Below are 25,325 nucleotides of genomic sequence, written 5' to 3'. Positions count from 1 at the left end.
TCAACCTGATCCGCGCCGATACCACGCCGGGCAAGAAGTGCAGTCTGGCCATGAAGCGCAAGCGCGCCGCCTGGAACCCGGATCTGCGTATGAGCATCCTCGGACTTACGCCTCTATGATGTTCGAGTGCGGAAGCCCTGGGACAGACCCTGAGGTTTCCCCGCATATTCATCGTGGTGCGAGCGCGGCGCGCGCCTGTTGATTCAGCAGGTCAAGCGCACACCATGGTCGCAGCCTCGTCAGATACTCGGGCGCGACATCGAGAATCCGACGCCCGAGGGTGAGCACAGAGACTTCAGCGTAGCGCCGATTGGTTGTCGCGCTCAAGAACAGTTCCAGTTGCGCCGCACGCGCCGATTCGCCGATCAGGCGCTGCACGAACATCGCCAGATGCGCGATCAACAGCAGCATCTGCAGGCGCGCAGCACTGCGCGAGCGTGCCACCTCCAGCCCCATGCCCACGCGCAGATTCTTCGTGTCGCGAAACGACTGCTCGATGCGCATGCGCTGGGCGTAGAGGACCGGCAATAGGGGACGTAGCAACATTTTCCGACAATAGGGGACGTAGCAACATTTTCGGCACTGCCAGCCGCTCGCGCTGACGCTGGGGTGTTGGTGCTACCACGGTGTCACCTCTTTCGGGCTTACCAACAATGCCGAGCACCACGACGCTCAAGCGGTCCGACGAACTGCTGGCGCAGGAAGAGGTCGCGCGTTACGGGCTGGTGGTGGATGCCGAAGAGGTGTTCGATTACCTGAAGGCGCGCGTCGAAGGAAAGGCGGCCCGAAAGCCCGACCCGTCGTCGATCTGAGCAGCGGCCTGATCATGGTTACCCGTCTGGTGCTGGCGCCGCGCGCGCTGGCGGACCTTGAATGCCTGACCGATTTCCTGCTGCAGGTCGATGCTCCGGCGACGGCAACCGGGACGCTGCCCATCCTGCGATCCGGCCTTGCGACGCCTCTCGTGTCATCCATGAAGGTGAGGGCTTGACGGTAATCGGGGGGCACCGGAAGTGCCTTGATCCGCCGGGGGGCGGCGGGGATGACTCCGGAGCGACTGAAGCCCGGGCGGATCAAGCGCCGGATCTATCCGTCGCGCGCTGACGCTCGTGCCGATGCATTCGACGACATCGAGATGCTCTGCAACGTGAAGCGCCGCCACGGAGACACCAACCAGCTGAGTTCGAGCGGCCGTACATTTTGAACAGCAGAACCGTCTGGAAAACCCGGGGTGAGTCACTCCATCCCATTCAGGTATCTTTTCACAGGACCATAAAAAGACTATATTAAGTCTTTATCAAATCTGGAGTACGGCCATGCGCTACTCATCTCAAGTCAAGCCGATCAGCTACCTCAAGGCCAACGCGGCCGAGGTCCTGACACACATTGCTGAGCAGCGTCAGCCCCTGGTCATCACCCAGAACGGTGAAGCCAAGGCCGTCCTGCAGGACATAGCCTCGTTCGAGGAGATTCAAGAGACGCTGGCCTTGCTGAAAATCCTGGCACTGGGCAACCAGGATGTCGCCGCTGGCAAGGTCAAGTCCGTTGCTGATGTGGTCGCCCGTCTGCGCGCGAAACGCGCCGCGGCCTGATGGCTGGCGCACCTGTCAGGTTCGAGGTCCTGCTCACCGAAGGTGCGCAGCAGGACCTGGAGGCCATCCACGACTACATCGCCGAATTTGACTGTGTGGCCAACGCCAACCACGTACTGGATGAGTTGATGGCGATTGTGGAGAGCCTGTCGAAATTCCCGGAGCGCGGCAGCTACCCGAAGGAATTGGTTGGCCTTGGCATCAAGGAATATCGCCAGACCTTCTTCAAGCCGTACCGCGTGATCTACCGCATCACAGGCAATCAAGTGATCATTTACCTGATTGCTGACGGACGCCGTGATATGCAATCAGTGCTGGCCCGCCGCCTGCTTGGCGCTTGACCCACGGCACCCCATGCCAGTAGTCGAAGAGAGCTAATACAACAATAGTGAGCAGAGGGTGCAGGGCGGCAGAGGTCTGCGGGTACTCCCGCAGCGCGGTCACTTCGTCCAGCGACAGATACAGCGCCTCCACGCCTTCGCGGTTGAAGCGCCGGCCTCTCAGTGCGGCGCCCGCGCCGCTGGTGGGCCGGCTGGCCCATTGCGGGGTGTGCGCCCGGAACAGCGGGGTGTCGGGCGGCAGATCGACAAGAATCAACCGACGAAACCCGTGCTGATCGACTCCAGATAGGCAATCGCGTCTTCGGTCCGGCCTTCCTGCACCAGTTGCAGCAGCGTCTTGTGGCGGAACGCGGGGATGGGTTCATTCTTGATGAGGAAGATCGCCCGTTGCGGGTCCGGTTGCACGGCTGCCGCGGCGGACAGCACGCGCATCAGGTCGCGCAGCGCGGACTGGAGCCGCGGTGACTCCGGGTGGGTACGCAGCGTGTTGCGGTGGACTTTCGCCAGTTCGGCGAGATCCTGGAACTGCAGACCCATGACATGAGCGACGTTCGCGGCTGAAAAGCGCGAGGTGCCGACTTCGCGCACCGATTCGAGCGCGTCTGAAAAGGCGGTGGAAACCATGGCGTCGATCCTGAAGGGGCGTGTGCATAGTCGATGCATTGTTGCAGGTGATTCAAGCGCGCAGCGCGCCTTGTTGCCGCTCAAGGTCGGGCACTCGCTACCCCTTTCCGCGTTTCACCAGATCGCCCGCACATGCGGGTAGGCCCTGATCTTTTCGTCGGCGCTGACCAGTGGTGCGGCGAACTTGCGCGCGGTGGCGACGATGATGCGGTCGGCCGGGTCCTTGTGGAAGTCGCCCGGCAGTTGCACGCTCTTCACGGCGATTTCGCTGTCCACCGGCACCATCTGCACCGCGTCGATCTGGCTGAGGGTGTCCAGCCAGGATGCGATGTCCATCGACAGCGCGACGCGCCCGCGCTCGACCAGCATGGCCAGTTCCCAGGCCGACATGCTTGAAACGAGGATCTGGCCGCCGTCCATTTCGGCGTCGATGGCCGACGCCGCGGCGGCGGACAGTTGCGCGCGTTCGCCGTTGGCCCACCACAGCAGCGCGTGAGTATCGAGCACGATCATCGCGCGGCGTCCCAGTCGTCCTCGCCCACCGGTTCGGTCGGCCGGTCGTAACGCAGCACCGAGCCGCGCAGGATGTCCAGCGGCGCGCGCGCCTGCGGTGTGAAGCGGCGTACTTCCAGCCGCGGTTCGCCGCGGTCGGTCACGATGAGGGGTTCGCCGCTGCGTTCCACGTCGCGGAAGTATTCGAGCGCGCGCGCCTTGAACTGCGACTTGGATACTTCGGTACTCATCTCGCCTCTTTCTGGTCATAGTCATGGAACCATGGTCATGGTAGGTGCGGATTGTGTCCAAGACAAGGACGCGGGTGTAACTGTCAGGGGTCGAGCGGCCGAACCGGCTGGGCCACGGACTTTTACCCATGTCTCGACCCGGACGAAGTCAGCGCGTAGCGCGTTCGATTCAGAGCAAACCAAGAGTTGATCCATGAACACCCATTCCCCTGCGGCATGGCTTAGAAATGGGTGTAAATGGGCGTAGTATTGGTCGCATGCTCCGTTCAGACAGCCTCCTGATCACACCCGAAATCCTGAGCCTGATTGCCCGGATCGACGAATTCAAGGGCGCATGGCGGGCCTTGGGAAGGCTCGCGCCCGAGCGTCTTTCGGCGTTGCGGAGGGTGTCCGACGAACTCAGGGCGCGCATCGCGTCGGCGGCACAGCAGAGAGGCAAGACCGCGCACGCCTTCATGGTCGAGGCGCTCGAACTGCAGACCGATCTCGCACAACGGCGCAGCGCCCTCGTGGCCGACGCGCTGCTGGCCCGCGAGGAGGTTGCGCGCGACGGCCTCGTGCTGGATGCCGACGAAGTGTTCGATTACCTGAAGGCGCGCGCTGACGGTCGACCCGCTCGCAAACCCACATCCAGGTCGGACTTGTCGGCGATCTGAGCAGCGACCTGCATTGAGCACACGTCTGGTTCCGGCGCCGCGCGCGCGGGCCGATCTGGAGCGGCTGACGGAATGTCTGCTGCAAGCGGTCGCCTCGGCGACGGCCGCCGAAACGCTGCCCTTGCTGCAGTCAGGTCTCGCGCTGTTGCGACAGCATCCGTCGATCTGCCGCAAGGCCGAACACGGTTTGCGCGAGTTGGTGATTTCGCACGGCCGGACGGGTTACATGTCCCTGCATGACTATGACGCCCGTCGCGACATGGCGATTGTGCCGGCGGCGAGACAGAGCAGCGCGACGGCGGTTACGCCGATTGAGCGCTGTGGCTGCGTCCCTGCGCGCGGGTTGTGACCCCCATGACAAGAGGGCTTCGCAATGTTTGGCAAGACTGCTTGCGGATCCAGCCCGTAGGTTGGGGTGAGCGCAGCGATGCCCAACATGAGCCCGAACAGAAGCGTGCAAAACGCGTACCTTTGGGTGAGCGCAGCGATGCCCGACATCAAGCGCGTGGCGCGGGATACCGCTGGTGACCAGAGAAGCGGTTCCCTTCGAGCGCACGGGCAGGACACGAGCGCGGGCCCTAGAGGGCTTCGCAAAATTAGGCAAGACTGCTTGCGGATCCAGCCCGTAGGTTGGGGTGAGCGCAGCGATGCCCAACATGAGCCCGAACAGAAGCGTGCAAAACGCGTACCTTTGGGTGAGCGCAGCGATGCCCGACATCAAGCGCGTGGCGCGAGATACCGCTGGTGACCAGAGAAGCGGTTCCCTTCGAGCGCACCGGCAGGATACGAGCACGGTCCCGTCACGCGAAAAAGGTACCCTGCCTCCGGAACCGCGGCGGCCGCCCGGCGTCGACCGTCGGTCTGCCTGCCCCATCCGGAGAATGCCGTGTCCCTGCTACGTCTGAGTGTCCTGCTGTGTGCGGTGCTGCTGCCGCTCTGCCTTCCCGCGCGTGCGGCGGAAGACTCTGCGGTTAAAGACCTTTCGACGCTGTCCTACGATGCCCGGCTGACCGGCTACGAATATCAGTTCGGGGTGAAGTTCTTCCCGATCGCGTCGCAGGGCCAGTCGCTGGAAATGGCGTACATCCATCTGCCAGGCGAAGCCGGCAAGCCGGTAGTCACGCTGTTGCACGGCAAGAATTTCAATGCCGATTACTGGGCGTCCACTGCCCGCCATCTGCAGAAGCAGGGCTATGGCGTGTTGATTCCCGACCAGATCGGTTTCGGCAAGTCGTCCAAGCCGGTGCATTACCAGTATTCGTTTCCCGCGCTGGCGACTCACACGCGCGCGCTGATGACGTCGCTCGGCATCGAAAGATCGGTCGTCATCGGGCATTCGATGGGCGGCATGCTGGCCAGTCGCTTCGCGCTGATGTATCCGCAGGCGGTGCAGCAACTGGTGCTGGTGAACCCGATCGGCCTCGAAAACTACCTGAAGTATGCCGAGTACAAGGACACCGATTTCTTCTACAAGGCCGAGCAGGCGCAGACGGCCGCAGGCATCGCCAGATATCAGCGCGACAATTACTACGCCGGCCAGTGGAATGAACGCTACGAGGCGCTGACCCGCTTTCTCGTCGGCCAGCTCCAGGGGCCGGACAAGGCGCAGGTGGCGTGGGTCAATGCGCTGACCTACGACATGATCTTCACCCAGCCGGTCGTGAGCGAATTCGGCGACCTGTCGGTGCCGGTCAGCCTGATCATCGGTACGCGCGATCGCACCGGCCCCGGTCGCGGCTGGATGAGAGCCGGCGTCGATTACGAACCCGGGCGCTACGACCGGCTCGGCAAGACCGCCGTCGCGCTGATTCCCGGCGCCGTGCTGTACGAGCTGCCGGACCTGGGCCATCTGCCGCAGATCGAGAATTTCGACGTGTTCACCGGGGTGCTGGACAAGGCGCTGGCCGGCCGCAGGTAGCTCGGAGCATCGGGAAAAAAATGGGGGACGAGAATCGGGCAGAGGCCCGTTTTCTCACCTCAAGTCAGTCGCTTTTGGGGAAAGGGCCCTCAGTGAAAGGACCGTTTCGCTCCAGGTCCATGCTGTCGTGCAGGAGCCGTAGCACATCGATCACTGTGTTGTTCTGAGCGCTGGCGATCCGGAACATCACGAAATGCCGGCCCTTGCGTCCGTTTCGCGCGACATGAAGGGTCCGGATGCCGGTGCCGATTTCGGGGCATTCCCTGACGCCGATCAGTTCGGGGCCGGCAGTCAGTGCCTTCAGTGCCAGCGCGAGCATATCGGCATAAGTGCGCGCCTGCGCCGAACCGAAATTCTCGGTTGTCCAGCGCAGAATCTGACGGTAATCCGCCTCGGCCGCTGCCGACAGGCGAACCGCCCAAGCATGCCCGCCCACTAAGGGTGGACGACTTCGGCGGTCAGGGCGGCAAGATGCTCACCCAGGTCGCCCGCTGAGTCAAAGCACTGGAACCGACCCGCCTCGATGTCGGCCGTGCCGAGTGCGGCGGCGTCGCGCAATGCGGCAAGGCGCATTGCGTCTTCGGACTCCCGGCGCTCGATCAGTCTCAGCCCTTCGCGCAAGACCTCGCTGGCGTTCTGATAACGCCCGGAGGCGACCAACTGCTCGACAAGCTGAGCCTGGTGGTCGGTCAGGACAACGTTTCGGGTAGGCATGGGTTTCTGTTGAGCGTGGTTTGTGTTGGCATACTATGCCATAGGGCCCGTTGTTCAGATATCGGTGACGGCTACATTTCCGGCGCGGCCGGCTGCTCGTGCGGGATCGGATTCGTGTATCGCCCCGACCGACGGTCGACGTCGCGCAGTGTCCGTCCCGATCAGTGCGCGACGTCTTGCGCCAGGCGCAGCCGTGTCGCCGCCTCGTGCAATCGTCTGTCGCGGGTCCATAGCGTTGTTCCGGCTGCCAGCCGGGTCGCGGCCAGCAGATGGCCGTCGATGTAGCCGATGCCGAGCCCGAACAGCGCATTTGCGTCGATGAAGGCCAGCACTTCGTCGTCGCGGGCCACGGGTGCGGCCGGCAGGTTCTGCAAGGCCTCGAGTACCGTGCGGCGATTCTTGAGCGAGCCCAGAGCCAGCTCCCCGATGACATGAGGGTGCGTCAGCACCTGCCCGGCTTCAAGCAACTGCGCGAGACGTTCGTCGCCCCGGCGCAGATGGCCGATCCAGATCGAGGTGTCTGCGAGAATCATGCAGCGGGTTCCGGTTGCCGCCGCGGCACGTCCTGCAATTGTGGCTCGGTGCCGCCGAGCAGCGCCAGCCGTTTCGCGCTTTCGCGCTGAATCAGGGCGCGCAGGGCTTCGCGCACCAGTGCGGATTTTTCCGATAGACCGGTCAGCGCTTCTGCTTTCGCCAACAGCTCGTCATCGAGGGCGATGGTCGTGCGCATGGGTATCTCCCGGAACGTGAGGCATCAAAAGTAGCATCGTTTGATGCTCCCATGGTGTATGGAAATGAAGGTACGGAAATCGGGGTGGGTCGCACCGAACGCGTCGCAAACGGCAAACGCTGATCGAATGTCCTGGGGCAGATCTCTTGGCCCGCGCCAGAGCGCGAGCCTCGGGTGCAACCCGCAACCCGCCGCGCGTTGCGCGCTTCTTGCTTCCATGCCGCTATCGATCACTCTCCGGCATCGACCCATGAAGTTCTACATGACCCCCGGCTCGTGCACGACCGGCATCCACATCCTGCTCGAGACCCTGGAACTGCCTTTCGAGGCCTGGATCATCAGCATTCCGGCCGGCGACCATCTCGCGCCGGACTATGTCGCGATCAATCCGAAATCCACGATCCCGACACTGGTGCGCGACGATGGCAGCGCGCTGACCGAGTTCCAGTCCATCGCCTGGTGGCTGGCGCGCACCCACCCGAAGGCGAAGCTGCTGCCGACCGACGCGGAAGGCGAAACCCGTGTGCTCGAAGTGATGGACTACGTCGTCGGCACGCTGCACGGCCAGGGCTTCGCGCGCATCTTCGCCACCGACAAGTTCGCCACCGACCCCGCACAGCACGAAGCGGTGAAGGCGCGCGGCCGCGAAATCGTCGCACAGGGCTTCGCCATCGTCGACGCGCAACTGCCGCGCCTGCGCGAACTGGCGGGCGACTTCTGCATCGCCGACGCCGCGCTGTTCTACGTCGAGTTCTGGGCTGGCCACTGCGGCATCGCGCTGCCGCCGAACTGTCAGGCGCACTACGAGCGCATGCGCGCCCGGCCGGTCGTCGCGGGCGTGTTGCGCGAAGAGGGTTACCGCTGAAACGACCACCGCCCTGGCCTGTCCGGAGCAGGGTATTCGGTCAGGCGGGCGGCTTTATCGGAAATCAGTTCGTCGAGTGCGGCGACAAGGCTGTCCCGGGCGATGCAAGCCCGTATGTCGTGGCGGTGTTGCGCGGCAAGGCGCGTCCAGACCGGTTTCAAGACGGCAGGCCGGCCGGCTTCCCGCGTTTCGGCCCGCCATGTGGCCAACCGCGTCCGTGAGCTCACGCCGCGACTGTGAAAGCAACTTTTCGCAGGCAATCCGCGGTGATCACTTTTGCCTGGTCTTCGCGCCGAACAGCCGGGCTTCAGGATTGAGTACGAGGACGATTGATACCGCCCCTGTGCGGTGGCTCCGAGTTTTTTTCTGGCGCTTCCGATGCCACGGGTTGCGTGATCCTTGTCACCTCCGTGCTATCTTTTACCAGACGTTATTGCCTGGGCAGACCACGTGAATGCTGTCCGCTTCCTTGTCGAATTGGTGCCAGGCAAAGCGCCGAGCGGCATTTCCGGTAACGAACCGGTTTTCGACGGCGCCTTATCCCACGGCGGTACCGGGCTAGCGGGCGAACCGGGTTCCCCCGATCCTCGTCCCGCAGCCGGATGACGAACCGCCACAACGATCCGGATCGCGAGCGGCCTGGTCCCGCGCCAGGCGTCACATCCGGGGATGCCCGGGTTCCAGTTGCCGCGACATCGAAATCCAGACTGGGGCACGCGACCGAGCCGCACATCCTGTTTCCGGCTATCGCCATTCTCATGCTCACCCTCATCTGGGGTGCCACGCTGAATCTCATCAGCGTCGAGCAAGCCACCGCCCGGCGCGTCGCCGAAACGTCGGGCGGCGAACTGGCGGAGACGTACGAATCGCAGGTCGTGCGCGCATTGCGGGAGATCGATCAGACGCTGAAATTCGTCAAGTATGCATACGAGCTCGAAGGTCGGCCGGAGGTACTGGAACAATTGCGCACAAAGGCCATGCTGCCGCCGGATCTGCTGTTCGTCGTCAGTATTGCGGACAGCGCCGGGCACGTGCGGGCCAGCACGCTTGCGCCCCCGTGGGCTAAAGTTGCCGAACAGGAAGACTTCCTGCATCAGCGTCACAGTCACACCGACTCACTGTCGGTCGGCTTACCGCAACGGGATGCGAAAACCGGAGAATGGATCTTGCGCTTCAGTCGTCGGCTCGATTCGTCCGACGGCAGTTTCGCCGGCATCGTCACGGTTTCGGTTGGTGCGGCCTACTTCGTCAGCGGCTACGAAACGTCCAAGCTGGGCGAGCACGGCGTCCTCGGTGTGCTGGGCACCGATGGAGTATTTCGCGCCCGGCGTAGCGGAGAGGAGGTGGTCGCGGGCGAGCGGGTCGATTACGCGGTAGCGGTACGGCCGCGCAGCGACGATGGGGCAAGCGAAGCGAGACCATCGACCAACCCCTGGGATGGCGTGCGACGTTACACGAGCGCACGCGAGCTATTCGATTTCCCGCTGGCGGTGATTGTCGGATTGTCCGCGGAAGAACAGCTGGCCCCCACGCGCCAGCACATACGTCGCTACCTCTGGATCGCATTCGCCAGCAGCCTCCTGTTGGTCCTGTTCGTCGCGCTCCTCGGGCGCACGAGCTGGCAGCTCGCACGAAGCCGCCAGCTCGCGGTCGAGGAGCAGATCGCACATGCCGCGCGCGTCGAGTATCTCGCCTATCACGACGGCTTGACGACGCTGCCGAATCGCAGTCTGTTCAGCAAGCTTCTACAGCAGAGCATTCACCTCGCGCATCGCCACCAGACGCGCCTGGCGGTGCTGTTCCTCGATCTCGACCGCTTCAAGGTCATCAACGACACCCTCGGCCATGAGGCCGGCGATAAGTTGCTCCAGGAAGTGGCTGCCAGACTGAAGGGCTGCCTGCGCGAAAGCGACACGGTCGCTCGCCTGGGGGGCGACGAGTTCGTCGCGCTGCTCCCGGACCTGACCGAGGAAAAGTACGTCGCAACAGTGGCGCAGAAGATCCTTTCCGCCATCGCCCGCCCATTTGCGCTGGGTGACGGGGAGTTTCGCGTGACCGGAAGCATCGGGATCAGCACCTACCCGCATGACGGGCTGGACGAACAGACCCTGACGAAGAACGCAGACATCGCGATGTATCAGGCAAAGGCGCAAGGCAAGAACAATTTCCAGTTATATTCCGAGGACATGAACGTCAGCTCGCTCGATCGGCTCAATCTTGAATCCCGGATGCGCCATGCGCTGGAGCGCGGTGAGTTTGAGCTTCACTACCAGCCCAAGCGCGATATCCGCAGCGGCTGCATCGCGGGCATGGAAGCATTGTTGCGCTGGCGCCACCCCGACCTGGGGATGGTGGCGCCGATGCAGTTCATCCCGGTCGCCGAGGCAACCGGTTTGATCATCCCGATCGGCAAGTGGGTGTTACGGACGGCATGCCTGCAAAACGTGGCGTGGCAACGATGCGGCTTGCCCCGCTTGAGCGTGGCCGTCAACCTGACCGCACGGCAGTTTTACGACGAATATCTGCTTCCGACCCTGCACGAGATACTCGAAGAGACCGGCATGGATCCGCAATTGCTGGAATTGGAAATTTCGGAAAGCATGCTGATGAGCAATGTCGATAACACCTTGCGGATAATGACCGGGCTCAAGGACATGGGCATCCGCATCGCGATCGACGACTTCGGGATCGGTTATTCCTCGTTGTCGGCGCTGAAGCGATTCCCGCTCGATACGATCAAGGTCGATCGCTCCTTCATTCGTGACGCATCCAGTGTCGCCGAAGACAGGGATCTGACCGAAGCCATCATGGCGATGGGCCGGAAACTGAGTCTCACGATCGTCGCCCAGGGCGTGGAAACGAGAGAGCAGGCCGACTTCCTGCGGAGCCACGCGTGCGACGAGTTCCAGGGCTTTTATGTCGGCGAGCCGGTGGCAGCGGATCAGATGGCCGAATTGTTGAAAACCGGTGCGCTCCAGGCGAGTCGCGAAGGTCTGTCAGACTCGTGAGCACGCTTCGGCCGAAAGAGCGAACTCCGGTCTGTAGACCAAATCGAGCATCGCGATAGTCACCCGTGGCGTTCTTGTGAGCTCACCGACTTCTTCATTCGGGTACTCCGTCTAGCGCACGACAAGCACTCTGACGGTGTCATCGACGACATCCGGTTCGACATAGCCTATTGCATTGGGATTGTCGGCGACGAGCCTGATTACCTCCTTGCCGCTCGGCAGCGCGCGCGGCGGCAGACCCCGGCCGGTGAAGATGATCTTCGACCAGTGGGTCTTGACCTGCGCGGCCGTCATGCCGGCGAAGTTGGCGTAGAACACGTCGCGCGCGACCGAGCCCTCGGCCTGGTCGATCGGCACCGCCTGGGATCCATCGGGAAAGCGTTTCGACCTGCCGAGAAAGATATCGACGGTCTGGTTCCTGCTCAGCGTGGTGACCGGACTTTCGATGGAAACCACTGCGACCACATCCTTCGCCTGCGCACCGGCGCCGAGGCTCATCAGCAGCCCGATGAGTGCCAGTCCGTTGCGAACCATGACAGGCAGTCGTTTCATCAGAACACGAAATCAATCGTGGCGCTGAACACGTTGACCTTGCCGCCGGTGCGAAAGCCGGGTTGCTGGTTGGACAACAGGCCTGCGGAGCCCGCATCGTGGCGCGTGTGGTCAAACTGCAGCTTGAGCGCGGCATTGCTTGCGAAATCCCAGCGTCCGCCAAGCGAAAGGGTCTGCTGCGCAGGAGCCGACCCCAGTGTTGCATTGAGTGCGGCGTTCAGGCCGGCGGCCGGTCCTGCGAGGAAGGGCGGCAATGCGGCCACGGTCAGGCCGGGATCGGCAGTGTTGCTCGCCACCTTCCGCCGCGCGTAGGTCACGTACGGCGTGAAGTCGCCAAGCCGGTAACCGCCCGACACGTACCAGGCTGTAGCCTTGCCGAGCACGGAATTGGTGTCGGATTGACCCCATTCCCCCCTCACGAACCATTTTCCCGGGTCGTACATGCCGCCGAGTGCGATGAATGTGATGCGCTTGTCGTCGAGATCATACCGATCGGCGATCGCGATGCCTTCCGGTCCGAACTGTCGGAACGCGTCGAAAAGCGGGTTGAAGGCCTCAACCGTCAAGTCAGCTCTGCTATACGCAGCCCGCAGCGTCGTCGCGCCCAACTCGGCCGTGTAGGTGATCATTCCAGCGCCCTTCGCCTGGACTTTGCTGTCACCCGGAATCCTTGTTTCGGTACGGCCGTAGATGCCCAGAAAAGTATGTGTGATTTCGCCGACTGTCACCCGGTAACGCGCATCCACGCCGTCGCTGCTTTCGACGGGTATCAGGCTATAGAGCTCCAATGGTGGCCGAACCCATGGATTGATGTAACCGACCTTTCGATAGTCGGACACCATGAAGGCCGGCAGTACGATTCGCCCGATGCGAACGTCGAATCCCGGTGTGACCTGATACCTTACATTCGCCCATTCCACGAGGGGTCGGTAACTGTTGTCGTAATTCTGCTCGGCCACGACCTGCACCACCGCCGAAAGCCGCGGCGTAAGCGTGGCGGTGAGCTGCGCGCCGATTACGCTGTCGACGTGGCCGCTCCAGCTGCGCGTATGGCCGGCACCGGATGGCTTGAGAGTACTCGCCACAAAGTCCGCCTGGTCCTCGCTGGAATGGACCAGACCCAGGGTGCCAAAGCCATTGAACGTCAGCCCCGGGGTCACGGGTGCGTCCGCGCGAGCGCCGGCCGCGAGCAATGCCAGCGCCAGCAGGGCAATCCAGCGCCGTATGCGCGACACGTGTGCGCCTGCATTCAACGTGATCTCGCTAACGGATAGGGCCCGCATGACCGTCAACCAACATGCTCCATTTCAAATACCGCCTTGCCGCTATTGGCCGCTACCGGATTCCGGACCAGCGTTCGTCCCGGTTTGCGCCTACCCGGAGCCCGGTTGGGCAATTCGGATAGCGACTGAGCGTGCATCTTACCCGCATTGCGCGGCTGGCCCTGTGCACCGCAGGTCTCTCAACCGGCTGCGTGCGCAGCGTGTGCGGCTTGTAAATCATTGAATCGACGTGAAAAAATAATTATCTGGTTCGATATGGATGCCGAATACATATTCGGTGACATGTTTTCATTGACGGATGCTTGATCCGGTTGTCGCGAGGGGCGCGCTGCAATGCGGCTCCGCGATGCTGATGCAAACACTTCAGGCACGAGCCGAGAACCCGCGCTACGATTCCTCTCACATGCATGGCTCGCCTCGTTATTTGTCGCGACAACGAGGAACGTGGCACCGAAGTGCCGTGCATGTTCTTTTTTTGTTTGAACACGACCGCGCAAGATGTTGAAAACAAAAGGTGTTTTCGGGGAATCCCAAGGTCTGTCCCCAGTGTTTCCATGAATCGATCGTCGTCGGGCATTCGATGGGCGGCATGCTGGCCAGTCGCTTCGCGTTGATGTTTCTGCCCGTGCCACCTGCCGCAGATCGAGAATTTCGACCTTTTCACGGCAGCGCTGGAAAGGCGCTGGCCGGCTGCACATAGTTCATGGCGCGCTGCCGCAGCGCGCCGCCCGCAGTCATCCGAACGTCGATGTCATCAGGAGCCAGAACGTGAAAAACACGCTTTTGAACGAGCCCGACACCATCCCGACCGACACGAACGCCGCCGCCAACCTTCCCGGTCCGGCCGAACTGTTCCACCAGACCTTCCACGACCTGCTCGACGGCATCGCGCGCTCGACCGACCCGTTCGGCATGACCGCGCCCATCATGCACGCCCAGCTGGCGTGGATGACGCATCCGAAAGAGCTGACCGACCGGCTGGTCAGCCTGTCGTCGGACCTGTGGCGGCTGCAGCGGCACACGATGAACCGCATGCTCGGCATGCCCGACTCCGACCCCATCCCGGTGGTGGAAGGCGACGCGCGCTTCGCCGATCCGGCGTGGTCGGACTTGCCGAGCTGGGACCTGTTGAAGGAGTGCTACCTCGCCTTCACCCACCACTCGCAGAACATGCTCTACGACACGCCGGGCCTGTCGGAAAAAGATCGCGAGCGGGCGGCGTTCTGGTGGCGCAACTGGCTGAACGCGGTGGCGCCGACCAACTACCTGTTCACCAATCCGGTGGCGCTGCGCAAGGCGATGGAAACGAATGGCGAAAGCCTGGCGCGCGGCTTCCGCAACTTCCTCGGCGACCTGCAGGCCGGCGACGTGCGCATGACCAACCCCGACGACTTCAAGGTCGGCGAAAACCTGGCGACCACGCCGGGCTCGGTGGTGATGCGCAACCGCCTGCTCGAAGTGATCCACTACGCGCCGACGCAGGCGAAGGTGCATGCCGGGCCGGTGCTCATCGTGACGCCGTGGATCAACAAGTTCTACGTGCTCGACCTGGCGCCGAAGAAAAGCATGATCCGCTTCCTGCTCGACCAGGGGCTGGACGTGTTCATCACCAGCTGGAAGAACCCCGACGCGTCGATGCGCGACGTCACCTTCGACGACTACCTGCTCGAAGGCGTGCATGCGGCAGTCGAAGTCGCGCGCGGGCTGACCGGCGCGCCCAGGGTGCATGCGGTCGGCTACTGCATCGGCGGCACCGCGCTGGCGATGTACATGGCCTGGGCCAACCGGCGCTTCGCCGCGGACGAGGTGCCGGTGGCCGACTGGACGCTTCTGACCAGTCTGGTCGACTTCAGCGCGCCGGGCGAGATCGAGGTGTTCCTCGACGAATCGAGCATCCGGTCGCTGTGCGACAGCATGGCGAAGAAGGGCTATCTCGACGGCAAGGAAATGGCCGCTTCGTTCCGCCTGCTGCGCTCGAACAGCCTGATCTGGCAATACGTGGTCAATGGCTGGCTGTACGGCGAAACGCCGCCGCCCTTCGACGTGCTGTACTGGAACATGGACACCACGCGCATGCCGCAGGCGATGCACAGCTGGTATCTGCGCGAGCTCTACCTGCACAACCTGCTGGTCAAGCCCGATGCGCTGACGGTCGCCGGCGAGCCGCTCGACCTGCGGCGCATCACGCAGCCGCTGTACGCGGTGACCGCCGTCGACGACCACATCGCGCCCTGGCAGCAGGCCTTCCGCATCAACCGCCACGCGGCTGGCGACAAGCGCTTCGTGCTGTCGAGTTCCGGCCACATCCTCGGCATCGTCAACCCGGTGGTGCAGCCGTCCAAGCGCAGTTACCGGGTGGCCGACGCGCATCGCACCGACAACGCCGACGCCTGGCACGCGCGTGCCGAAGAGCAGCCCGGCAGCTGGTGGGAAGACTGGATGCGCTGGCTCAAGCCGCGCGTCGGCGCACCGGTGAAGGCCCGCCCCGCGGCGTCGCCCGATTTTCCCGAACTGGCGCCGGCACCGGGCACCTATGTACTCGAACGCTGAGATTGCCCACGTCATCGGTGTGAGTCGTCAGTGCATGCGCCAGCGATCGACCGGGAACTGGACGAACTTCCAGCGCCGGTTCATGAGGTAGGCGCGACGGTTCGGCACGTGGTGCTAGCTTCAAGTGGTTTGAGGCTGAAGGCGCTGTCGTTGCCTGACGAGTGTCGGGGCGTACCTGGGCGATCCGTTGCGGCGCTGTTCGGAGAAACCGCGGACGTCGGGCTTGGGCAGTCGTCGCCTGCGTGGGCGTCAGCCCGCTGTTTCCCTTTCCAGCGCGGGTACTCGGAAACGCTTGGCTGCTTCACCAGATCATCCGCCCAGGCGGGCAGGCCCCCATATTTTCGTCGGCGGCGACCCGTGGCGCCGCGAACTTGCGCGCCGCGGCGCCGATGATGCGGTCGGCTGGGTCCTTGTGAAGAACGCCGCGCAGACTTTAGCGGGCGCGGCTCATCGCCATCAGGCCGCTGGTCTGGTCGGTGATGGCGAGTACCACGTTGCGCTGCAGCCGGCTGAGCCAGCGCGCGGGCAGGGCGCGGGCGCCGCAGCGGGCACCGGCCAGCATGCCGACCAGGGCGCCGGTGGTGTCGGCGTCGTCGCCCATGTTCACGGTGGCGATCAGCGCCGCTTCGAAATCGGGGTAGGTCACGAAGTGGTGCAGCACGGTCTGCACCGTGTCGACGACGTAGGCGGTGGCGCCGCCGGCGTAGGGCTGGAAGGTGAAGGCCGGGCAGGCGCGCACCCACTCCGTCACCCAGTCGCGACAATCGTCGTGCGACGCGCCGCCCAGTATCCGGGCCAGCAGCCGGGCGAAGCCCAGCGTGGCGGCATCCGACAGCGGGTGGTGGTGGGTGATGCGGGCCTGCGCCAGGCTCAGCCGCTCCATCGCGGGTGCGTCGTGCATCAGCGCCAGCACCACCGGCAGGTTGCGCATCAGTGCGCCGTTGCCGCCGTCGCGTTCATTGCACTCGCCGCTCAGGCTGCCGTCGGCCAGGTAGCGCCGCAGGCCGCGGCGGACGGTATTGCCGCAATCCACCGGCTTGCTGCGCAGCCAGCCGACGTAGGCATCGGCGATGACCCGCGTCATGTCGGCGATGTGGGTGATGTTGGCCATTTCGTCGGCACCGGCGTGACCGAAGCCGGCCAGACGTTCGCTGCCGATCTGCAGCAGCGCGTCACCCAGCGCCAGGCTCATCGTGGTGTCGTCGGTGACCTGGCCGCGTGCCAGCTTGAGCCAGCCGCCGCCCACGATGTCGCGGTGCACGCCGTACTGGGTCTGGATTTCGCGCGGGCGCATGAATTCGACCGTGGCGCCCAGCGCGTCGCCGATGGCAAAGCCCAGGTAGGCGCCGAGTGCGCGGTCGAAAAGCGTTTCGACGTCAGGGGTTTCGACGTCAGGGGTTTCAACGTCCGGGGGGTCGAAGTCGGTGCTCATGGTGTCGGTCGGTGGCAAGGGTTGTTCGTGTGCTCAGAGGCAGCGGGCCTGTACCGGATAGTCGCCGCCGATCGCCAGCACCTCCAGCTCGCCGTGCAGCACATGGCCGGGCAGCAGGCCGGGCCACACCAGCAGCTTGCAGCGCGGCACCTGCACTTCGAGCACCCAGTCGCCGAAGCAGCCCGCTTCGTCGCGCGACATCGTGAATGAAGCCAGGCTGTTCAGGCGCACGGTGCATTGCCGGTCCTGCAGCTGGCCGGCCACCAGCTGCTCTTCGCAGCGCGTGCTGCCGCGCCACAGGCGCAGGTGCGGGCCGTCGGGCTGGTTCGGCACGCCGAAGCGGATCAGCGCCCACTGGCTGAATTCGTACAGCAGGTCGAGCTGCTGATGGATGCAGTTGCTGTGGTAGCGGCTGCAGGCCTTTTCTTCGACATATGCGACCCAGGCCGGCGACGGGAAGCGTTCCAGCCGCGCCTTGTGGAACAGCGGCACCAGGCCGAAACGGCTTTCGACCCAGCCTTTCAGCACCGCCCCGGCCGGGCCGTTGGCATCCATGCCCCAGCCTTGCAGCAGGCGCCGCCAGCTGCTGCGCCAGCGCCGGGCTTCGGCCTTGTCCTGCGTCGCGGCGGGTAAATGTTGCAGGCCGAAGGCGATCGACAGGTAGTGCTCGAACACGTCCTGCGCTTCATTGAGGCTGTTGCAGCGCTCGAGCAGCGCAAACAGGCCGCCGTGTGCTTCGCGCGTGCCGGCAATGTGCAGCGGCACCGGATGCTCGTTGAACGCGCGACTGGCAAGCACGTGGGCCGGCACGCCGATCAGGTTGGTGGTGTACCAGCGATGCGGTTGCGCTTCGATGGCATGGGGCGCATCCGGGCCCGGACTGGGTGGTGATGCATCGTCGGGCAGCGGGCACCCGGGCCGGCCGCCTTGAAGAATGGGAAATTCGACCGGCATCCGCCAGTATTTGTGCTTGGGCGGCAGCGCGTCAACCGGCAGTTTCCGGCCCGATTGCAAGCGGCCGCAGGGGCTCGGCGGGCGGTCAGCGAGCCAGCGGCCGCCGTGTTTCGAGCAGCTGAACGGCGCGTGGGACCTTGGCCGATGTTGGGCATCGCTGCGCTCACCCCAACCTACATGCCGCGGCTGGGTTTGCCACCTCGCCATTCGTAGGTTGGGGTGAGCGCAGCGATGCCCAACGTCCCACGCCCAGGAATCGTCGCATCGAACACGCAGGTTGGGGTGCGCGCAGCGATGCCCAGCGTCCCACGCCCAGGAATCGTCGCATCGAACACGCAGGTTGGGGTGCGCGCAGCGATGCCCAACGTCCCACGCCCAGGAATCGTCGCATCGAACACGCAGGTTGGGGTGCGCGCAGCGATGCCCAACGTCCCACGCCCAGGAATCGTCGCATCGAACACGTAGGTTGGGGTGAGCGCAGCGATGCCCAACGTTCGCCGCGCCCGGCTGATCTTCCTGCCGTCGGTTCGACCCTTCAATCGAGAAAGCGCTGCAGCAGTTCCTTCAGAATCGCTCTCCGTGCAACGTGAATGTCACGCGTCCGGCATCCAGCTCCAGTGACCCGTCTTCGGTTGCTGCCAGCCAGCCTTCAGACGACGGCGAAGTGCCGTCACCACCGGTCATTCACGGTGCGCGGAATCGGGCATGTCAGGCAACCGCCGCCAAACGCACTCGACAAACGATCTGGCCGCGCGTGCGCGAGGGCGACAACAAATCGTCATACGGCGTCCAGCGCTGGAAGGCGTGTGGCGTGTGGCGTGTGCCGAATGCGCACACGCCACAAGCGTCAGAACTTGCCGTTGCCGTTCTTCCACTCGGTGCGCGGCGGAATGGTTTCCAGCGTGTCCCAGTGTTCGGCAATCCTGCCGTTCTCCACCCGGAAGAGGTCGTAGTACGCGGTCGGCTTGCCGGCGAATTCGCCTTCGCTCACCGTCAGCACGAAGTTGCCTTCACCCAGCACCTTGTGCACCGTGTGGTACTTCAGCGTGATGCCCGCCTTGGCCAGACCTTCCAGCGCGGCGCCGAGCCCGCTCAGACCGTCGGCGATCTGCGGATTGTGCTGGCGGTAGTGGTCGCCGTCGAAGTAGGCGGCCAGGCGATCGAGGCGGCCGTTGACCAGCACGTCGTCGACGAAGGCCGCCACCAGTTTCTTGTTGGCGTCGGTCCGGTCCAGGTCGATGATCGAGGTCGGGCCGTCGATCATCGTGCGCCCGCTCGGGTTGGGCGCGGCAGGCGTCGGCTGCAGGTTGTCCCAGTGCTCGACGATCCGGCCATCCTCGAAGCGGAAAATGTCGAAACCGATCTTCGGGCCGAAGAAGTCGTACTCGGTGTGGGTGAATACGTGGTCACCGTCCTGGAAGACGCGCACGGTGTTTACCCGGGTCGATCCCTCGGGCAGCGCGGCGAGTGCGGCACCGAATCCGGCGAGTCCGTCGGCCACGGCGAGGTTGTGCTGCACGTAGTGGTCCGGATCGATGACGGCTACCGGCGCTGATTCACCGGTTTCGATCGCCTTGAGCAGGGCGACAACTTGAGTCTTGCGGTCTGGGGTCATGGTGACTTTCTCCTTCGAAGTGGGGTTTTCGGCGTAGCCGCTCAGGGGGTGTCCGGCGCAGCCGGTCAGGGCGATCGCCGCGACGACCGCGGCGGTGGCATGGGCAAGGCGGTGGCTTTTCATCGGCGTGAGTGCTGGGTTGTCATCGAACACGCAGTCTGTCCGGAGGCGCGCGAAACGCCGAGGTTGCGATCCGGCAAGTTATGGTCAAAATCACGCATCGGCACAACTTCGGAAACACGCATGAGCACGACGGCGCAGGTCCGCGATACCCATTTCGATAACGCCCGCCTGTCGGACATCGGCGTCGAGGTGCTCAGCCTCGACGACCTGCGCAGCCGGGTGACGGCCGATCGGCTGGCCGAAGCGGAGCGCGTCGACTTCCTGATCGTTCTGCTGATCAGCGAGGGGGCCTGCGAACACCTGATCGACTTCCAGCCGGTGCGCCTGGCGCCGGGCGCCGTGGTGGTCGTGCGCCCCGGTCAGGTGCAGCAGTGGCGCCTGCACCCGGGTGTGCACGGGCTGCTGTTGCTGGTGGACACCCGGCTGGCTCAACTGGCCGCCAGCGCGCTGGCCGACCCGGCCTTCCAGTTGCTGCAGATCGACGAGTGGCCGGCTGCGTTCGTGTTGTCCGCCGAGGATCAGCGCGACGGCGAAGCGCTCACGCGCGTGCTGGAACGCCAGCTCGACCGGGATCGCGTCGATGACGTCAGCGTGCGACTGGCGCGCGAGCTGTTCCTGAGCCTGATGCTGTTGCTGAGCCGTGCCGCACGCATCGCCGCGCCTGCGCGCACCGCGCAGGAACGCCTGTTCCAGCGCTTGCAGCGTGACCTGGATGCGTCGGTCAACACCCGGCCGACGGTGGAAGCGATCGCCCGGCGACTGCGGGTGTCGCCCAGCACGCTGTCGCGCGTCTGCCTGGAGCGCGTCGGCATGTCGGCGAAGGCATTCATCGACCGCCGCACGGCGCTCGAAGCGCAACGCCTGCTGGTGCATACCGGTGCGACGACGACGGCCATCGGCGAGGCGCTGGGCTTTTCCGAACCCACCAATTTCCTCAAGTTCTTCAAGCGCGTCGTGGGCATGACACCGGATGCGTTTCGAAGGCTCTACCGTCCGGCCGCCTGAACAAGGTCGTGCCGGTCAGCGCGACGTCCCGGGCGCGCAGGGCGCATCCGGTGTCGCGTGTGCAGGGGCATGTCCATCATCAGGACGGCGGTCAGGATGGGCGGTGCCGGCGGCCGACGCCCGGCGCGACCGGGGCCGGATTCCGTGCGGTGTCACGCCGCGCTCGCGGCGCAGCAGCTTGCGCAGCATCGACGCGTCCGCATACCCCACCTGTGCGGCTACTGACTCGATGGATGCCCGTCCGGTTTCGAGCAGCTGTGTCGCGCGCTCGACGCGCAGTTTCTGCACGTACTGGATCGGCGACAGGCCGACCGCGGATGCGAAATGCCGGCTCAGCGTGCGCGGCGTCATGTGCAGCGCCTCGGCCAGCATGCCGAGCGTGATGGGTTCGCCGAGGCGCGTCTGCAGCCAGCGGTCGGCGCGCTGCAGCGTGGGGGTCTGGCTGACCAGATGCGAGGCGATGGCGTACTGGCTCTGCGACACGCGGTGATCCAGCATGAGGAAGCGCGCGCAATTGCGCGCCAGCTCGCCGGAACCGTGGCGGGCCACCAGCGCGAGCATCAGGTCGGCCTGGGCCAGCGCGGCGCCGGCCGTGCTGAGGGCGCCGTCACGGACCACCATGCGCGCCATGTCGAGGTCGACGCGCGGAAAGCGCTCCCGGAAATACGGCGCCAGCCACCAGCTCGTGGTGGCGACGCGCCCGTCGAGCAGACCGGCCTGTGCCAACGCAAAGGTGCTGACGCAGGACGCGGCCACTTCCGAGCCGGCTTCGAGCCAGTCGCCCGTGCGCGCCATCGCCTTCACGACCTCGGGCGTGACGAGCCAGTCTTCAAGCTCGCTGCGTGATGCGCGATTGGCGCCCGGCAGCAGCAGCAATTCGGGCGGCGGCAGATCGGCCATGCGCTCGAGCGGCCCGACTTCGAGCCCCGAACCGCTGCGCTCGCGTCGCCGGCCGCTGCCGGCCAGCGTGATGTCGAACAGGGGCGGCCGGTCCGCGAGCACGCACAGGCGATTGGCGGTGTTCATCACGTCGAGCGTGATGCCCAGACTGATGTCCAGCACGCCGGGCAGGATCAGTACGGCTGTTTTCATGGTGTCCATATTAGCCCGATAGATGTCGATATGGACACTCGATGGCGAAGCCGCGCAGCCTCAGCATGGAGGCCTGATCCACCGCCTGCCGATTACTTCAAGGAGCCCGCATCCATGTCGCCCTCACTGCTGGCCGCGCTGCTGTACGCCGCCCTGACCTTGCTGCTCCTGATGACGATCGCGGCACTGCGCGCCACCCTGGTCATCACGCGCCAGCGCGCGGCCGACGCCTTCACCCCGGCCGGCGATGACGTGTCGCCGTTCTCCGGCCGGTTGTGCCGGGCGCACGCGAACTGCTGCGAAAACCTGCCGGTGTTCGGCGTGCTGGTGGTCACCGCGGTACTGAGCGGCCACGCCGACATCACCGACCCGACGGCGCTGTGGGTGTTTGCCGCACGTGTCGGCCAGACGGTGTCGCATGTGGGCTCGGGCCGCCGGCGGGCGATCCGCCTGCGCTTCCTGTTCATGCTGGTCCAGATCGCGCTGCTGACGACCTGGGCCGCGCGCCTGCTGTGGGTGGCCGTGCAATGACGACCGGAGGGAATCAAATGACCAGGCATGACGAACGCGATCCGCGTCTTGACGCGCGGCGGACCACCTGTGGACTGGACTACCTGCACGACAGTGCCGGCGCGCCGGTCAATTACATGTACCCGCCGCCCGCCGGCGAACCGTGGGAGAACTGCAGCTACCGCACGCACCGCGTCGACATCGTCGACGCCCGCCCGGCCGCGCAGGACTTCCTGCTCGATCATCAGGGATTCGAACTGCGCGACGCCCCGCCCGGCCTCACGGCCTTCGACGACGATGAAAGCATCCGTGCCCGCTACTACCCGGAAGTCGAGGCGATCGCCTGCCAGGTGAGCGGCGCGACGCGCGCGCTGTGCTTCGACCATCAGGTGCGCCAGCGCAGCCGGGGCGAGCAGCACCTCAGCTTCGGCCGGCAGCACACCCAGGCTTCGGCCGTCGGACGCGTGCACAACGACTACTCGGAGGCGAGCGGTCTGGCGCGGCTCGGCCTCCTGCTGCGCGATGACGCGGCGCGAGCACGCATCCGTCGCTTCGCCGTGGTAAATGTGTGGCGGCCGCTGATCGAGCCGGTCGTCGATGCACCGCTGGCCATGTGCGACGCGCGGTCGGTGATGGCGCAGGATCTGGTGGCGGCGCAGATCCGCTATCCGGAACGCAGCGGTGAAATCTATCTGCTGAAGCATTCCCCGCAGCATCGCTGGCATTACTTTCCGGGCATGGCGAAGCATGAAGTGCTGGTGTTCAAGCAATACGACTCGCAGGCGAGCGGCGTGTCACGATTCACCCCGCACGCCGCCTTCCTCGATCCGGCGGCACCTGCGGATGCGCCGCTGCGCGCCAGCATCGAGGCGCGCTGTCTTGTACTTTTCGATTGAAAGGTCAGCCATGAACGATCCGCATATCGAATACTGGTTCGACTTTGCGAGCCCCTACAGCTACCTGAGCACGCTGCGCATCGAAGCACTTGCCCGCGAACGCGGCGTGCGTGTGGCATGGCGCCCGCTGCTGCTCGGCCCTATCTTCCGGTCCGCCGGCTGGGAAAGTTCGCCCTTCCTGCAGCAGCCGGTCAAGTTCGCCTGGATGTGGACCGATCTCGCGCGCCAGTGCGCGCGCCATGCGCTGCCGTGGCGCAAACCTTCGCAATTCCCCCGCAACAGCCTGCTGCCGGCACGCATCGCACTCGCCAACGAGGACGCACCGTGGATCGCGACCTTCTGTGCCCGGGTGTTCGAGCTCAATTTCGTGCATGACGAAGAGATCAATGACGTCGAAGCGATGCAGCGCGTGCTCGATGCGCTCGGCCTTCCGGCCGGCGACCTGATCGCGCAGTCGCAGTCGCCTGACGTGAAGCAGGCGCTGCGCGAACAGAGCGAACAGGCTGCACAGCGCGGCCTGTTCGGCGCGCCGAGCTTTTTCGTCGGCGACGCCTTGTACTGGGGTAGCGAACAACTGGAGGACGCACTCGATGCCGCCTGCCGCACATGACGAATGCCGCGCACCGGCCGGTTTCACGCCGCGGGTGCTGCGCGGGCCGTTCTTCGGCGGCCGCACGGTATTCACCGGTGGCGAGGGGCACACGGATCACTTCATGGTCCGCATCACCGGTGACGACTGCAACCTGCTGGGCATCACGCACGGCGGCGTCATCGCCACGCTGGCCGACATCTTCATCGTCGGCTTCATCGCCGGCCGGCTGACGGCCGACGCCCGGATGGTGACATCCAGCCTGTCCGTCGACTACCTCGGCCCGAGCACCGCAGACGACTGGCTGGTCGGCCGCATTCATGCGCACCGCATCGGTCGCAGGCTGTGCGTCGCATCCGGCGAGTTCCGTGTCGGCGACCGTACCGTTGCCCTGATCAGGGCGACCTGCGCACGCCTTCCGGATACCGGACGTCCGGACACTTCCGCGTCGGATTCCTGAATCACGCCTTGTCACCCCACACCGAGAGATTCACCATGCCGGAACACCTGCGCCCCATCGCCCTTGTTGCCGCCGACGCGGCGCCCCGAAGCACGCCGTCGCGCTATCCGGAACCGTTCGCGTCGCGCATGCGCGGCCGCACGAAACGAGCGCTGGGCGAGGTGTTCGGGCTGCACAACCTCGGCGTGAACCTGACGCGGCTCGAACCGGGTGCGGTGTCTGCGCTGCGCCATGCGCACAGCCGGCAGGACGAATTCATCTACGTGCTGGAAGGGCGGCCGGCGCTGCACACCGACGAAGGACTGACGCGCCTGGAACCCGGCATGTGCGCCGGCTTCGCGGCCGGCAGCGGCAACGCTCATTGCCTGGTCAACGACACGGCCACAGCGGTGCTCTATCTGGAAATCGGCGACCGCAGCAGTGGTGACGAGGTCCGCTATCCGGACGATGACCTGCGGGCAGACCTGATCGACGGCCAGTGGGCATTCAGCCGCAAGGACGGCAGCCGGTACTGAAGCGCCGGTCAGCCCGGGCTGAGCAGGACACCGACGATCCTTGTCACGACCCGTCACCCGTGCCGGGCTTCATGCCGTTGGCGGAGCCCCACGCAGGGATGTCGCGCTGACCGGGCAGCACACCCGATGTCGATGGGGGCAGGGCGTTCAACGCAGGCCCTGCAGATTGAACTCGAGGCGCGCAGTGGGCGAACACGGCTCGGAGTGGGGTCGAGTTCAAGCTGATCGCCGAACAGGGCTGTCTCGGGTATGGCGTGTGGGACGTGAACTTCCGCCATGCGGCCCGAGCCTTGGCCGGTGTTGGGCATCGCTGCGCTCACCCCAACCTACGGGGTCGACGCGACGGCGCGATGATTGGCGGGGTGCGGTGTTGGGCATCGCTGCGCTCACCCCAACCGGCATGCCGGGGCTGGGGTTGCCACCTCGCTTCATTCGTAGGTTGGGGTGAGCGCAGCGATGCCCAACACCGGCCAAGGCTCGGGCCGCATGGCGGAAGTTCACGTCCCACACGCCATACCCGAGACAGCCCTGTTCGGCGATCAGCTTGAACTCGACCCC

The 25,325-nt window shown here is 64.9% G+C and carries 31 protein-coding genes and 1 pseudogene; 17 read left to right on the top strand and 15 right to left on the bottom strand.

Going from position 1 to position 25,325, the window contains the following annotated elements; genetic code table 11:
- Window positions 1-168 precede the first annotated feature (168 nt).
- Window positions 169-504 (bottom strand): hypothetical protein, encoded by a 336-nt coding sequence (locus Q8Q80_RS11975; protein ID WP_305633130.1) that lies wholly within the window; start codon window positions 502-504, stop codon window positions 169-171.
- 149 nt (window positions 505-653) lie between these two features.
- On the opposite strand from Q8Q80_RS11975, the gene Q8Q80_RS11970 reads away from it, so the two are divergent.
- The 5 genes and pseudogenes from Q8Q80_RS11970 to Q8Q80_RS11955 all read left to right on the top strand — a co-directional run bounded on the left by Q8Q80_RS11970 (window position 654) and on the right by Q8Q80_RS11955 (window position 1,933).
- Window positions 654-812: a hypothetical protein gene (locus Q8Q80_RS11970; RefSeq protein ID WP_305633129.1), complete on the top strand. Its 159-nt coding sequence runs from the start codon at window positions 654-656 to the stop codon at window positions 810-812.
- Window positions 813-826: 14 nt separating this feature from the next.
- Window positions 827-991 carry a hypothetical protein gene (locus Q8Q80_RS11965; RefSeq protein WP_305633128.1) on the top strand — a complete coding sequence of 55 codons (165 nt, stop codon included), beginning with the start codon at window positions 827-829 and terminating at the stop codon, window positions 989-991.
- A gap of 66 nt (window positions 992-1,057) precedes the next feature.
- Window positions 1,058-1,206: pseudogene (locus Q8Q80_RS19825) on the top strand (IS3 family transposase); the annotation flags it as partial.
- A gap of 110 nt (window positions 1,207-1,316) precedes the next feature.
- Complete coding sequence (locus tag Q8Q80_RS11960) at window positions 1,317-1,592, top strand: type II toxin-antitoxin system Phd/YefM family antitoxin (RefSeq protein ID WP_305633127.1); 276 nt, start codon at window positions 1,317-1,319, stop codon at window positions 1,590-1,592.
- Window positions 1,592-1,933 carry a type II toxin-antitoxin system RelE/ParE family toxin gene (locus Q8Q80_RS11955; protein ID WP_305633126.1) on the top strand — a complete coding sequence of 114 codons (342 nt, stop codon included), beginning with the start codon at window positions 1,592-1,594 and terminating at the stop codon, window positions 1,931-1,933. The genes Q8Q80_RS11960 and Q8Q80_RS11955 overlap by 1 nt, the downstream gene beginning before the upstream one ends.
- Here Q8Q80_RS11955 and Q8Q80_RS11950 read toward each other — a convergent pair.
- The 4 genes from Q8Q80_RS11950 to Q8Q80_RS11935 all read right to left on the bottom strand — a co-directional run bounded on the left by Q8Q80_RS11950 (window position 1,863) and on the right by Q8Q80_RS11935 (window position 3,300).
- A complete protein-coding gene (locus tag Q8Q80_RS11950; protein ID WP_305633125.1) occupies window positions 1,863-2,189 on the bottom strand; it encodes an RES domain-containing protein in 327 nt (108 codons plus the stop codon). The genes Q8Q80_RS11955 and Q8Q80_RS11950 overlap by 71 nt on opposite strands.
- A complete protein-coding gene (locus Q8Q80_RS11945) occupies window positions 2,186-2,557 on the bottom strand; it encodes a hypothetical protein (protein WP_305633124.1) in 372 nt (123 codons plus the stop codon). The genes Q8Q80_RS11950 and Q8Q80_RS11945 overlap by 4 nt, the downstream gene beginning before the upstream one ends.
- A 114-nt stretch (window positions 2,558-2,671) precedes the next feature.
- Window positions 2,672-3,070, bottom strand: a complete 399-nt coding sequence (locus Q8Q80_RS11940) for a type II toxin-antitoxin system VapC family toxin (protein ID WP_305633123.1) — start codon at window positions 3,068-3,070, stop codon at window positions 2,672-2,674.
- The gene (locus Q8Q80_RS11935; RefSeq protein WP_305633122.1) at window positions 3,067-3,300 is read right to left on the bottom strand and encodes a type II toxin-antitoxin system Phd/YefM family antitoxin; all 234 of its coding nucleotides are present in this window, start codon (window positions 3,298-3,300) and stop codon (window positions 3,067-3,069) included. Before Q8Q80_RS11935 ends, Q8Q80_RS11940 begins: the two co-directional genes overlap by 4 nt.
- Window positions 3,301-3,557: 257 nt before the next feature.
- Between Q8Q80_RS11935 and Q8Q80_RS11930 the strand changes: the two genes are divergently transcribed.
- From Q8Q80_RS11930 to Q8Q80_RS11920, 3 genes are all read left to right on the top strand, one after another.
- Complete coding sequence (locus Q8Q80_RS11930; RefSeq protein WP_305633121.1) at window positions 3,558-3,956, top strand: hypothetical protein; 399 nt, start codon at window positions 3,558-3,560, stop codon at window positions 3,954-3,956.
- Window positions 3,957-3,969: 13 nt separating this feature from the next.
- Window positions 3,970-4,305 carry a type II toxin-antitoxin system RelE/ParE family toxin gene (locus Q8Q80_RS11925; protein ID WP_305633120.1) on the top strand — a complete coding sequence of 112 codons (336 nt, stop codon included), beginning with the start codon at window positions 3,970-3,972 and terminating at the stop codon, window positions 4,303-4,305.
- Between the two features lie 537 nt (window positions 4,306-4,842).
- The gene (locus Q8Q80_RS11920) at window positions 4,843-5,874 is read left to right on the top strand and encodes an alpha/beta fold hydrolase (RefSeq protein WP_305633119.1); all 1,032 of its coding nucleotides are present in this window, start codon (window positions 4,843-4,845) and stop codon (window positions 5,872-5,874) included.
- A gap of 64 nt (window positions 5,875-5,938) precedes the next feature.
- On the opposite strand, the gene Q8Q80_RS11915 is transcribed toward Q8Q80_RS11920, so the two are convergent.
- The 4 genes from Q8Q80_RS11915 to Q8Q80_RS11900 form a co-directional block, all read right to left on the bottom strand.
- Window positions 5,939-6,310: a type II toxin-antitoxin system RelE/ParE family toxin gene (locus Q8Q80_RS11915; protein WP_305633118.1), complete on the bottom strand. Its 372-nt coding sequence runs from the start codon at window positions 6,308-6,310 to the stop codon at window positions 5,939-5,941.
- The gene (locus tag Q8Q80_RS11910) at window positions 6,310-6,588 is read right to left on the bottom strand and encodes a type II toxin-antitoxin system ParD family antitoxin (protein ID WP_305633117.1); all 279 of its coding nucleotides are present in this window, start codon (window positions 6,586-6,588) and stop codon (window positions 6,310-6,312) included. The genes Q8Q80_RS11915 and Q8Q80_RS11910 overlap by 1 nt, the downstream gene beginning before the upstream one ends.
- 161 nt (window positions 6,589-6,749) lie before the next feature.
- Window positions 6,750-7,121: a type II toxin-antitoxin system VapC family toxin gene (locus Q8Q80_RS11905; protein WP_305633116.1), complete on the bottom strand. Its 372-nt coding sequence runs from the start codon at window positions 7,119-7,121 to the stop codon at window positions 6,750-6,752.
- Window positions 7,118-7,318 carry a type II toxin-antitoxin system VapB family antitoxin gene (locus Q8Q80_RS11900; RefSeq protein ID WP_305633115.1) on the bottom strand — a complete coding sequence of 67 codons (201 nt, stop codon included), beginning with the start codon at window positions 7,316-7,318 and terminating at the stop codon, window positions 7,118-7,120. Before Q8Q80_RS11900 ends, Q8Q80_RS11905 begins: the two co-directional genes overlap by 4 nt.
- A 250-nt stretch (window positions 7,319-7,568) precedes the next feature.
- Between Q8Q80_RS11900 and Q8Q80_RS11895 the strand changes: the two genes are divergently transcribed.
- Both Q8Q80_RS11895 and Q8Q80_RS11890 read left to right on the top strand, forming a co-directional pair.
- On the top strand, window positions 7,569-8,183 hold the full coding sequence (locus Q8Q80_RS11895) for a glutathione S-transferase family protein (protein ID WP_305633114.1): 615 nt from the start codon (window positions 7,569-7,571) through the stop codon (window positions 8,181-8,183).
- 602 nt (window positions 8,184-8,785) lie between these two features.
- Window positions 8,786-11,191, top strand: a complete 2,406-nt coding sequence (locus Q8Q80_RS11890) for a bifunctional diguanylate cyclase/phosphodiesterase (RefSeq protein WP_305633113.1) — start codon at window positions 8,786-8,788, stop codon at window positions 11,189-11,191.
- Between the two features lie 111 nt (window positions 11,192-11,302).
- On the opposite strand, the gene Q8Q80_RS11885 is transcribed toward Q8Q80_RS11890, so the two are convergent.
- On the bottom strand, window positions 11,303-11,743 hold the full coding sequence (locus Q8Q80_RS11885) for a phosphate ABC transporter substrate-binding protein (protein ID WP_305633112.1): 441 nt from the start codon (window positions 11,741-11,743) through the stop codon (window positions 11,303-11,305).
- Window positions 11,743-12,996 (bottom strand): porin, encoded by a 1,254-nt coding sequence (locus Q8Q80_RS11880; protein WP_305633111.1) that lies wholly within the window; start codon window positions 12,994-12,996, stop codon window positions 11,743-11,745. Before Q8Q80_RS11880 ends, Q8Q80_RS11885 begins: the two co-directional genes overlap by 1 nt.
- Window positions 12,997-13,794: 798 nt before the next feature.
- Here Q8Q80_RS11880 and Q8Q80_RS11875 point away from each other — a divergent pair.
- Complete coding sequence (locus Q8Q80_RS11875; RefSeq protein WP_305633110.1) at window positions 13,795-15,576, top strand: alpha/beta hydrolase; 1,782 nt, start codon at window positions 13,795-13,797, stop codon at window positions 15,574-15,576.
- A gap of 433 nt (window positions 15,577-16,009) precedes the next feature.
- Here Q8Q80_RS11875 and draG read toward each other — a convergent pair whose 3' ends face one another.
- The 3 genes from draG to Q8Q80_RS11860 form a co-directional block, all read right to left on the bottom strand.
- Window positions 16,010-17,008 carry an ADP-ribosyl-[dinitrogen reductase] hydrolase gene (gene draG, locus Q8Q80_RS11870; RefSeq protein WP_305633109.1) on the bottom strand — a complete coding sequence of 333 codons (999 nt, stop codon included), beginning with the start codon at window positions 17,006-17,008 and terminating at the stop codon, window positions 16,010-16,012.
- 33 nt (window positions 17,009-17,041) lie between these two features.
- Window positions 17,042-17,962, bottom strand: a complete 921-nt coding sequence (locus Q8Q80_RS11865) for an NAD(+)--dinitrogen-reductase ADP-D-ribosyltransferase (protein WP_305633108.1) — start codon at window positions 17,960-17,962, stop codon at window positions 17,042-17,044.
- An 847-nt stretch (window positions 17,963-18,809) separates the two neighbouring features.
- A complete protein-coding gene (locus tag Q8Q80_RS11860) occupies window positions 18,810-19,700 on the bottom strand; it encodes a nuclear transport factor 2 family protein (RefSeq protein WP_305633107.1) in 891 nt (296 codons plus the stop codon).
- A gap of 120 nt (window positions 19,701-19,820) precedes the next feature.
- Here Q8Q80_RS11860 and Q8Q80_RS11855 point away from each other — a divergent pair, with 120 nt between their 5' ends.
- Window positions 19,821-20,705, top strand: coding sequence for a helix-turn-helix transcriptional regulator (locus Q8Q80_RS11855; RefSeq protein ID WP_305633106.1), 885 nt, complete (start codon window positions 19,821-19,823; stop codon window positions 20,703-20,705).
- Window positions 20,706-20,720: 15 nt separating this feature from the next.
- On the opposite strand, the gene Q8Q80_RS11850 is transcribed toward Q8Q80_RS11855, so the two are convergent.
- Window positions 20,721-21,797, bottom strand: coding sequence for a GlxA family transcriptional regulator (locus Q8Q80_RS11850; protein WP_305633105.1), 1,077 nt, complete (start codon window positions 21,795-21,797; stop codon window positions 20,721-20,723).
- Window positions 21,798-21,911: 114 nt separating this feature from the next.
- Here Q8Q80_RS11850 and Q8Q80_RS11845 point away from each other — a divergent pair, with 114 nt between their 5' ends.
- Genes Q8Q80_RS11845 through Q8Q80_RS11825 form a run of 5 tightly spaced genes read left to right on the top strand, consistent with a single transcriptional unit; the run spans window position 21,912 to window position 24,767 of the window.
- Window positions 21,912-22,328: an MAPEG family protein gene (locus Q8Q80_RS11845; RefSeq protein WP_305633104.1), complete on the top strand. Its 417-nt coding sequence runs from the start codon at window positions 21,912-21,914 to the stop codon at window positions 22,326-22,328.
- 17 nt (window positions 22,329-22,345) lie between these two features.
- Complete coding sequence (locus tag Q8Q80_RS11840; protein ID WP_305633103.1) at window positions 22,346-23,203, top strand: CmcJ/NvfI family oxidoreductase; 858 nt, start codon at window positions 22,346-22,348, stop codon at window positions 23,201-23,203.
- 10 nt (window positions 23,204-23,213) lie between these two features.
- Window positions 23,214-23,813: a 2-hydroxychromene-2-carboxylate isomerase gene (locus Q8Q80_RS11835; RefSeq protein ID WP_305633102.1), complete on the top strand. Its 600-nt coding sequence runs from the start codon at window positions 23,214-23,216 to the stop codon at window positions 23,811-23,813.
- Complete coding sequence (locus Q8Q80_RS11830) at window positions 23,794-24,252, top strand: PaaI family thioesterase (protein ID WP_305633101.1); 459 nt, start codon at window positions 23,794-23,796, stop codon at window positions 24,250-24,252. Before Q8Q80_RS11835 ends, Q8Q80_RS11830 begins: the two co-directional genes overlap by 20 nt.
- A 35-nt stretch (window positions 24,253-24,287) precedes the next feature.
- On the top strand, window positions 24,288-24,767 hold the full coding sequence (locus Q8Q80_RS11825) for a cupin domain-containing protein (protein ID WP_305633100.1): 480 nt from the start codon (window positions 24,288-24,290) through the stop codon (window positions 24,765-24,767).
- Window positions 24,768-25,325: the final 558 nt, after the last annotated feature.

The sequence above is a fragment of the Methyloversatilis sp. genome (assembly GCF_030698125.1).
Taxonomy (GTDB): Bacteria; Pseudomonadota; Gammaproteobacteria; order Burkholderiales; family Rhodocyclaceae; genus Methyloversatilis.
The sequence above is the reverse complement of the archived record's forward strand: the minus strand, read 5'-3'. Positions and strand labels throughout refer to the sequence as shown.

Excerpts from the sequence above, each read along its gene's own strand:
- Q8Q80_RS11885 (WP_305633112.1), bottom strand. The coding sequence starts at position 11,743 with ATGAAACGACTGCCTGTCATGGTTCGCAACGGACTGGCACTCATCGGG.
- Q8Q80_RS11845 (WP_305633104.1), top strand. The coding sequence starts at position 21,912 with ATGTCGCCCTCACTGCTGGCCGCGCTGCTGTACGCCGCCCTGACCTTG.
- Q8Q80_RS11930 (WP_305633121.1), top strand. The coding sequence starts at position 3,558 with ATGCTCCGTTCAGACAGCCTCCTGATCACACCCGAAATCCTGAGCCTG.
- Q8Q80_RS11840 (WP_305633103.1), top strand. The coding sequence starts at position 22,346 with ATGACCAGGCATGACGAACGCGATCCGCGTCTTGACGCGCGGCGGACC.
- Q8Q80_RS11960 (WP_305633127.1), top strand. The coding sequence starts at position 1,317 with ATGCGCTACTCATCTCAAGTCAAGCCGATCAGCTACCTCAAGGCCAAC.
- Q8Q80_RS11975 (WP_305633130.1), bottom strand. The coding sequence starts at position 504 with ATGCGCATCGAGCAGTCGTTTCGCGACACGAAGAATCTGCGCGTGGGC.
- Q8Q80_RS11945 (WP_305633124.1), bottom strand. The coding sequence starts at position 2,557 with ATGGTTTCCACCGCCTTTTCAGACGCGCTCGAATCGGTGCGCGAAGTC.
- Q8Q80_RS11940 (WP_305633123.1), bottom strand. The coding sequence starts at position 3,070 with ATGATCGTGCTCGATACTCACGCGCTGCTGTGGTGGGCCAACGGCGAA.
- Q8Q80_RS11895 (WP_305633114.1), top strand. The coding sequence starts at position 7,569 with ATGAAGTTCTACATGACCCCCGGCTCGTGCACGACCGGCATCCACATC.
- Q8Q80_RS11850 (WP_305633105.1), bottom strand. The coding sequence starts at position 21,797 with ATGAAAACAGCCGTACTGATCCTGCCCGGCGTGCTGGACATCAGTCTG.
- Q8Q80_RS11970 (WP_305633129.1), top strand. The coding sequence starts at position 654 with ATGCCGAGCACCACGACGCTCAAGCGGTCCGACGAACTGCTGGCGCAG.
- Q8Q80_RS11855 (WP_305633106.1), top strand. The coding sequence starts at position 19,821 with ATGAGCACGACGGCGCAGGTCCGCGATACCCATTTCGATAACGCCCGC.
- Q8Q80_RS11825 (WP_305633100.1), top strand. The coding sequence starts at position 24,288 with ATGCCGGAACACCTGCGCCCCATCGCCCTTGTTGCCGCCGACGCGGCG.
- Q8Q80_RS11905 (WP_305633116.1), bottom strand. The coding sequence starts at position 7,121 with ATGATTCTCGCAGACACCTCGATCTGGATCGGCCATCTGCGCCGGGGC.
- Q8Q80_RS11890 (WP_305633113.1), top strand. The coding sequence starts at position 8,786 with ATGACGAACCGCCACAACGATCCGGATCGCGAGCGGCCTGGTCCCGCG.
- Q8Q80_RS11865 (WP_305633108.1), bottom strand. The coding sequence starts at position 17,962 with ATGCCGGTCGAATTTCCCATTCTTCAAGGCGGCCGGCCCGGGTGCCCG.
- Q8Q80_RS11835 (WP_305633102.1), top strand. The coding sequence starts at position 23,214 with ATGAACGATCCGCATATCGAATACTGGTTCGACTTTGCGAGCCCCTAC.
- Q8Q80_RS11935 (WP_305633122.1), bottom strand. The coding sequence starts at position 3,300 with ATGAGTACCGAAGTATCCAAGTCGCAGTTCAAGGCGCGCGCGCTCGAA.
- Q8Q80_RS11965 (WP_305633128.1), top strand. The coding sequence starts at position 827 with ATGGTTACCCGTCTGGTGCTGGCGCCGCGCGCGCTGGCGGACCTTGAA.
- Q8Q80_RS11955 (WP_305633126.1), top strand. The coding sequence starts at position 1,592 with ATGGCTGGCGCACCTGTCAGGTTCGAGGTCCTGCTCACCGAAGGTGCG.
- Q8Q80_RS11860 (WP_305633107.1), bottom strand. The coding sequence starts at position 19,700 with ATGAAAAGCCACCGCCTTGCCCATGCCACCGCCGCGGTCGTCGCGGCG.
- Q8Q80_RS11830 (WP_305633101.1), top strand. The coding sequence starts at position 23,794 with ATGCCGCCTGCCGCACATGACGAATGCCGCGCACCGGCCGGTTTCACG.
- Q8Q80_RS11900 (WP_305633115.1), bottom strand. The coding sequence starts at position 7,318 with ATGCGCACGACCATCGCCCTCGATGACGAGCTGTTGGCGAAAGCAGAA.
- Q8Q80_RS11910 (WP_305633117.1), bottom strand. The coding sequence starts at position 6,588 with ATGCCTACCCGAAACGTTGTCCTGACCGACCACCAGGCTCAGCTTGTC.
- draG (WP_305633109.1), bottom strand. The coding sequence starts at position 17,008 with ATGAGCACCGACTTCGACCCCCCGGACGTTGAAACCCCTGACGTCGAA.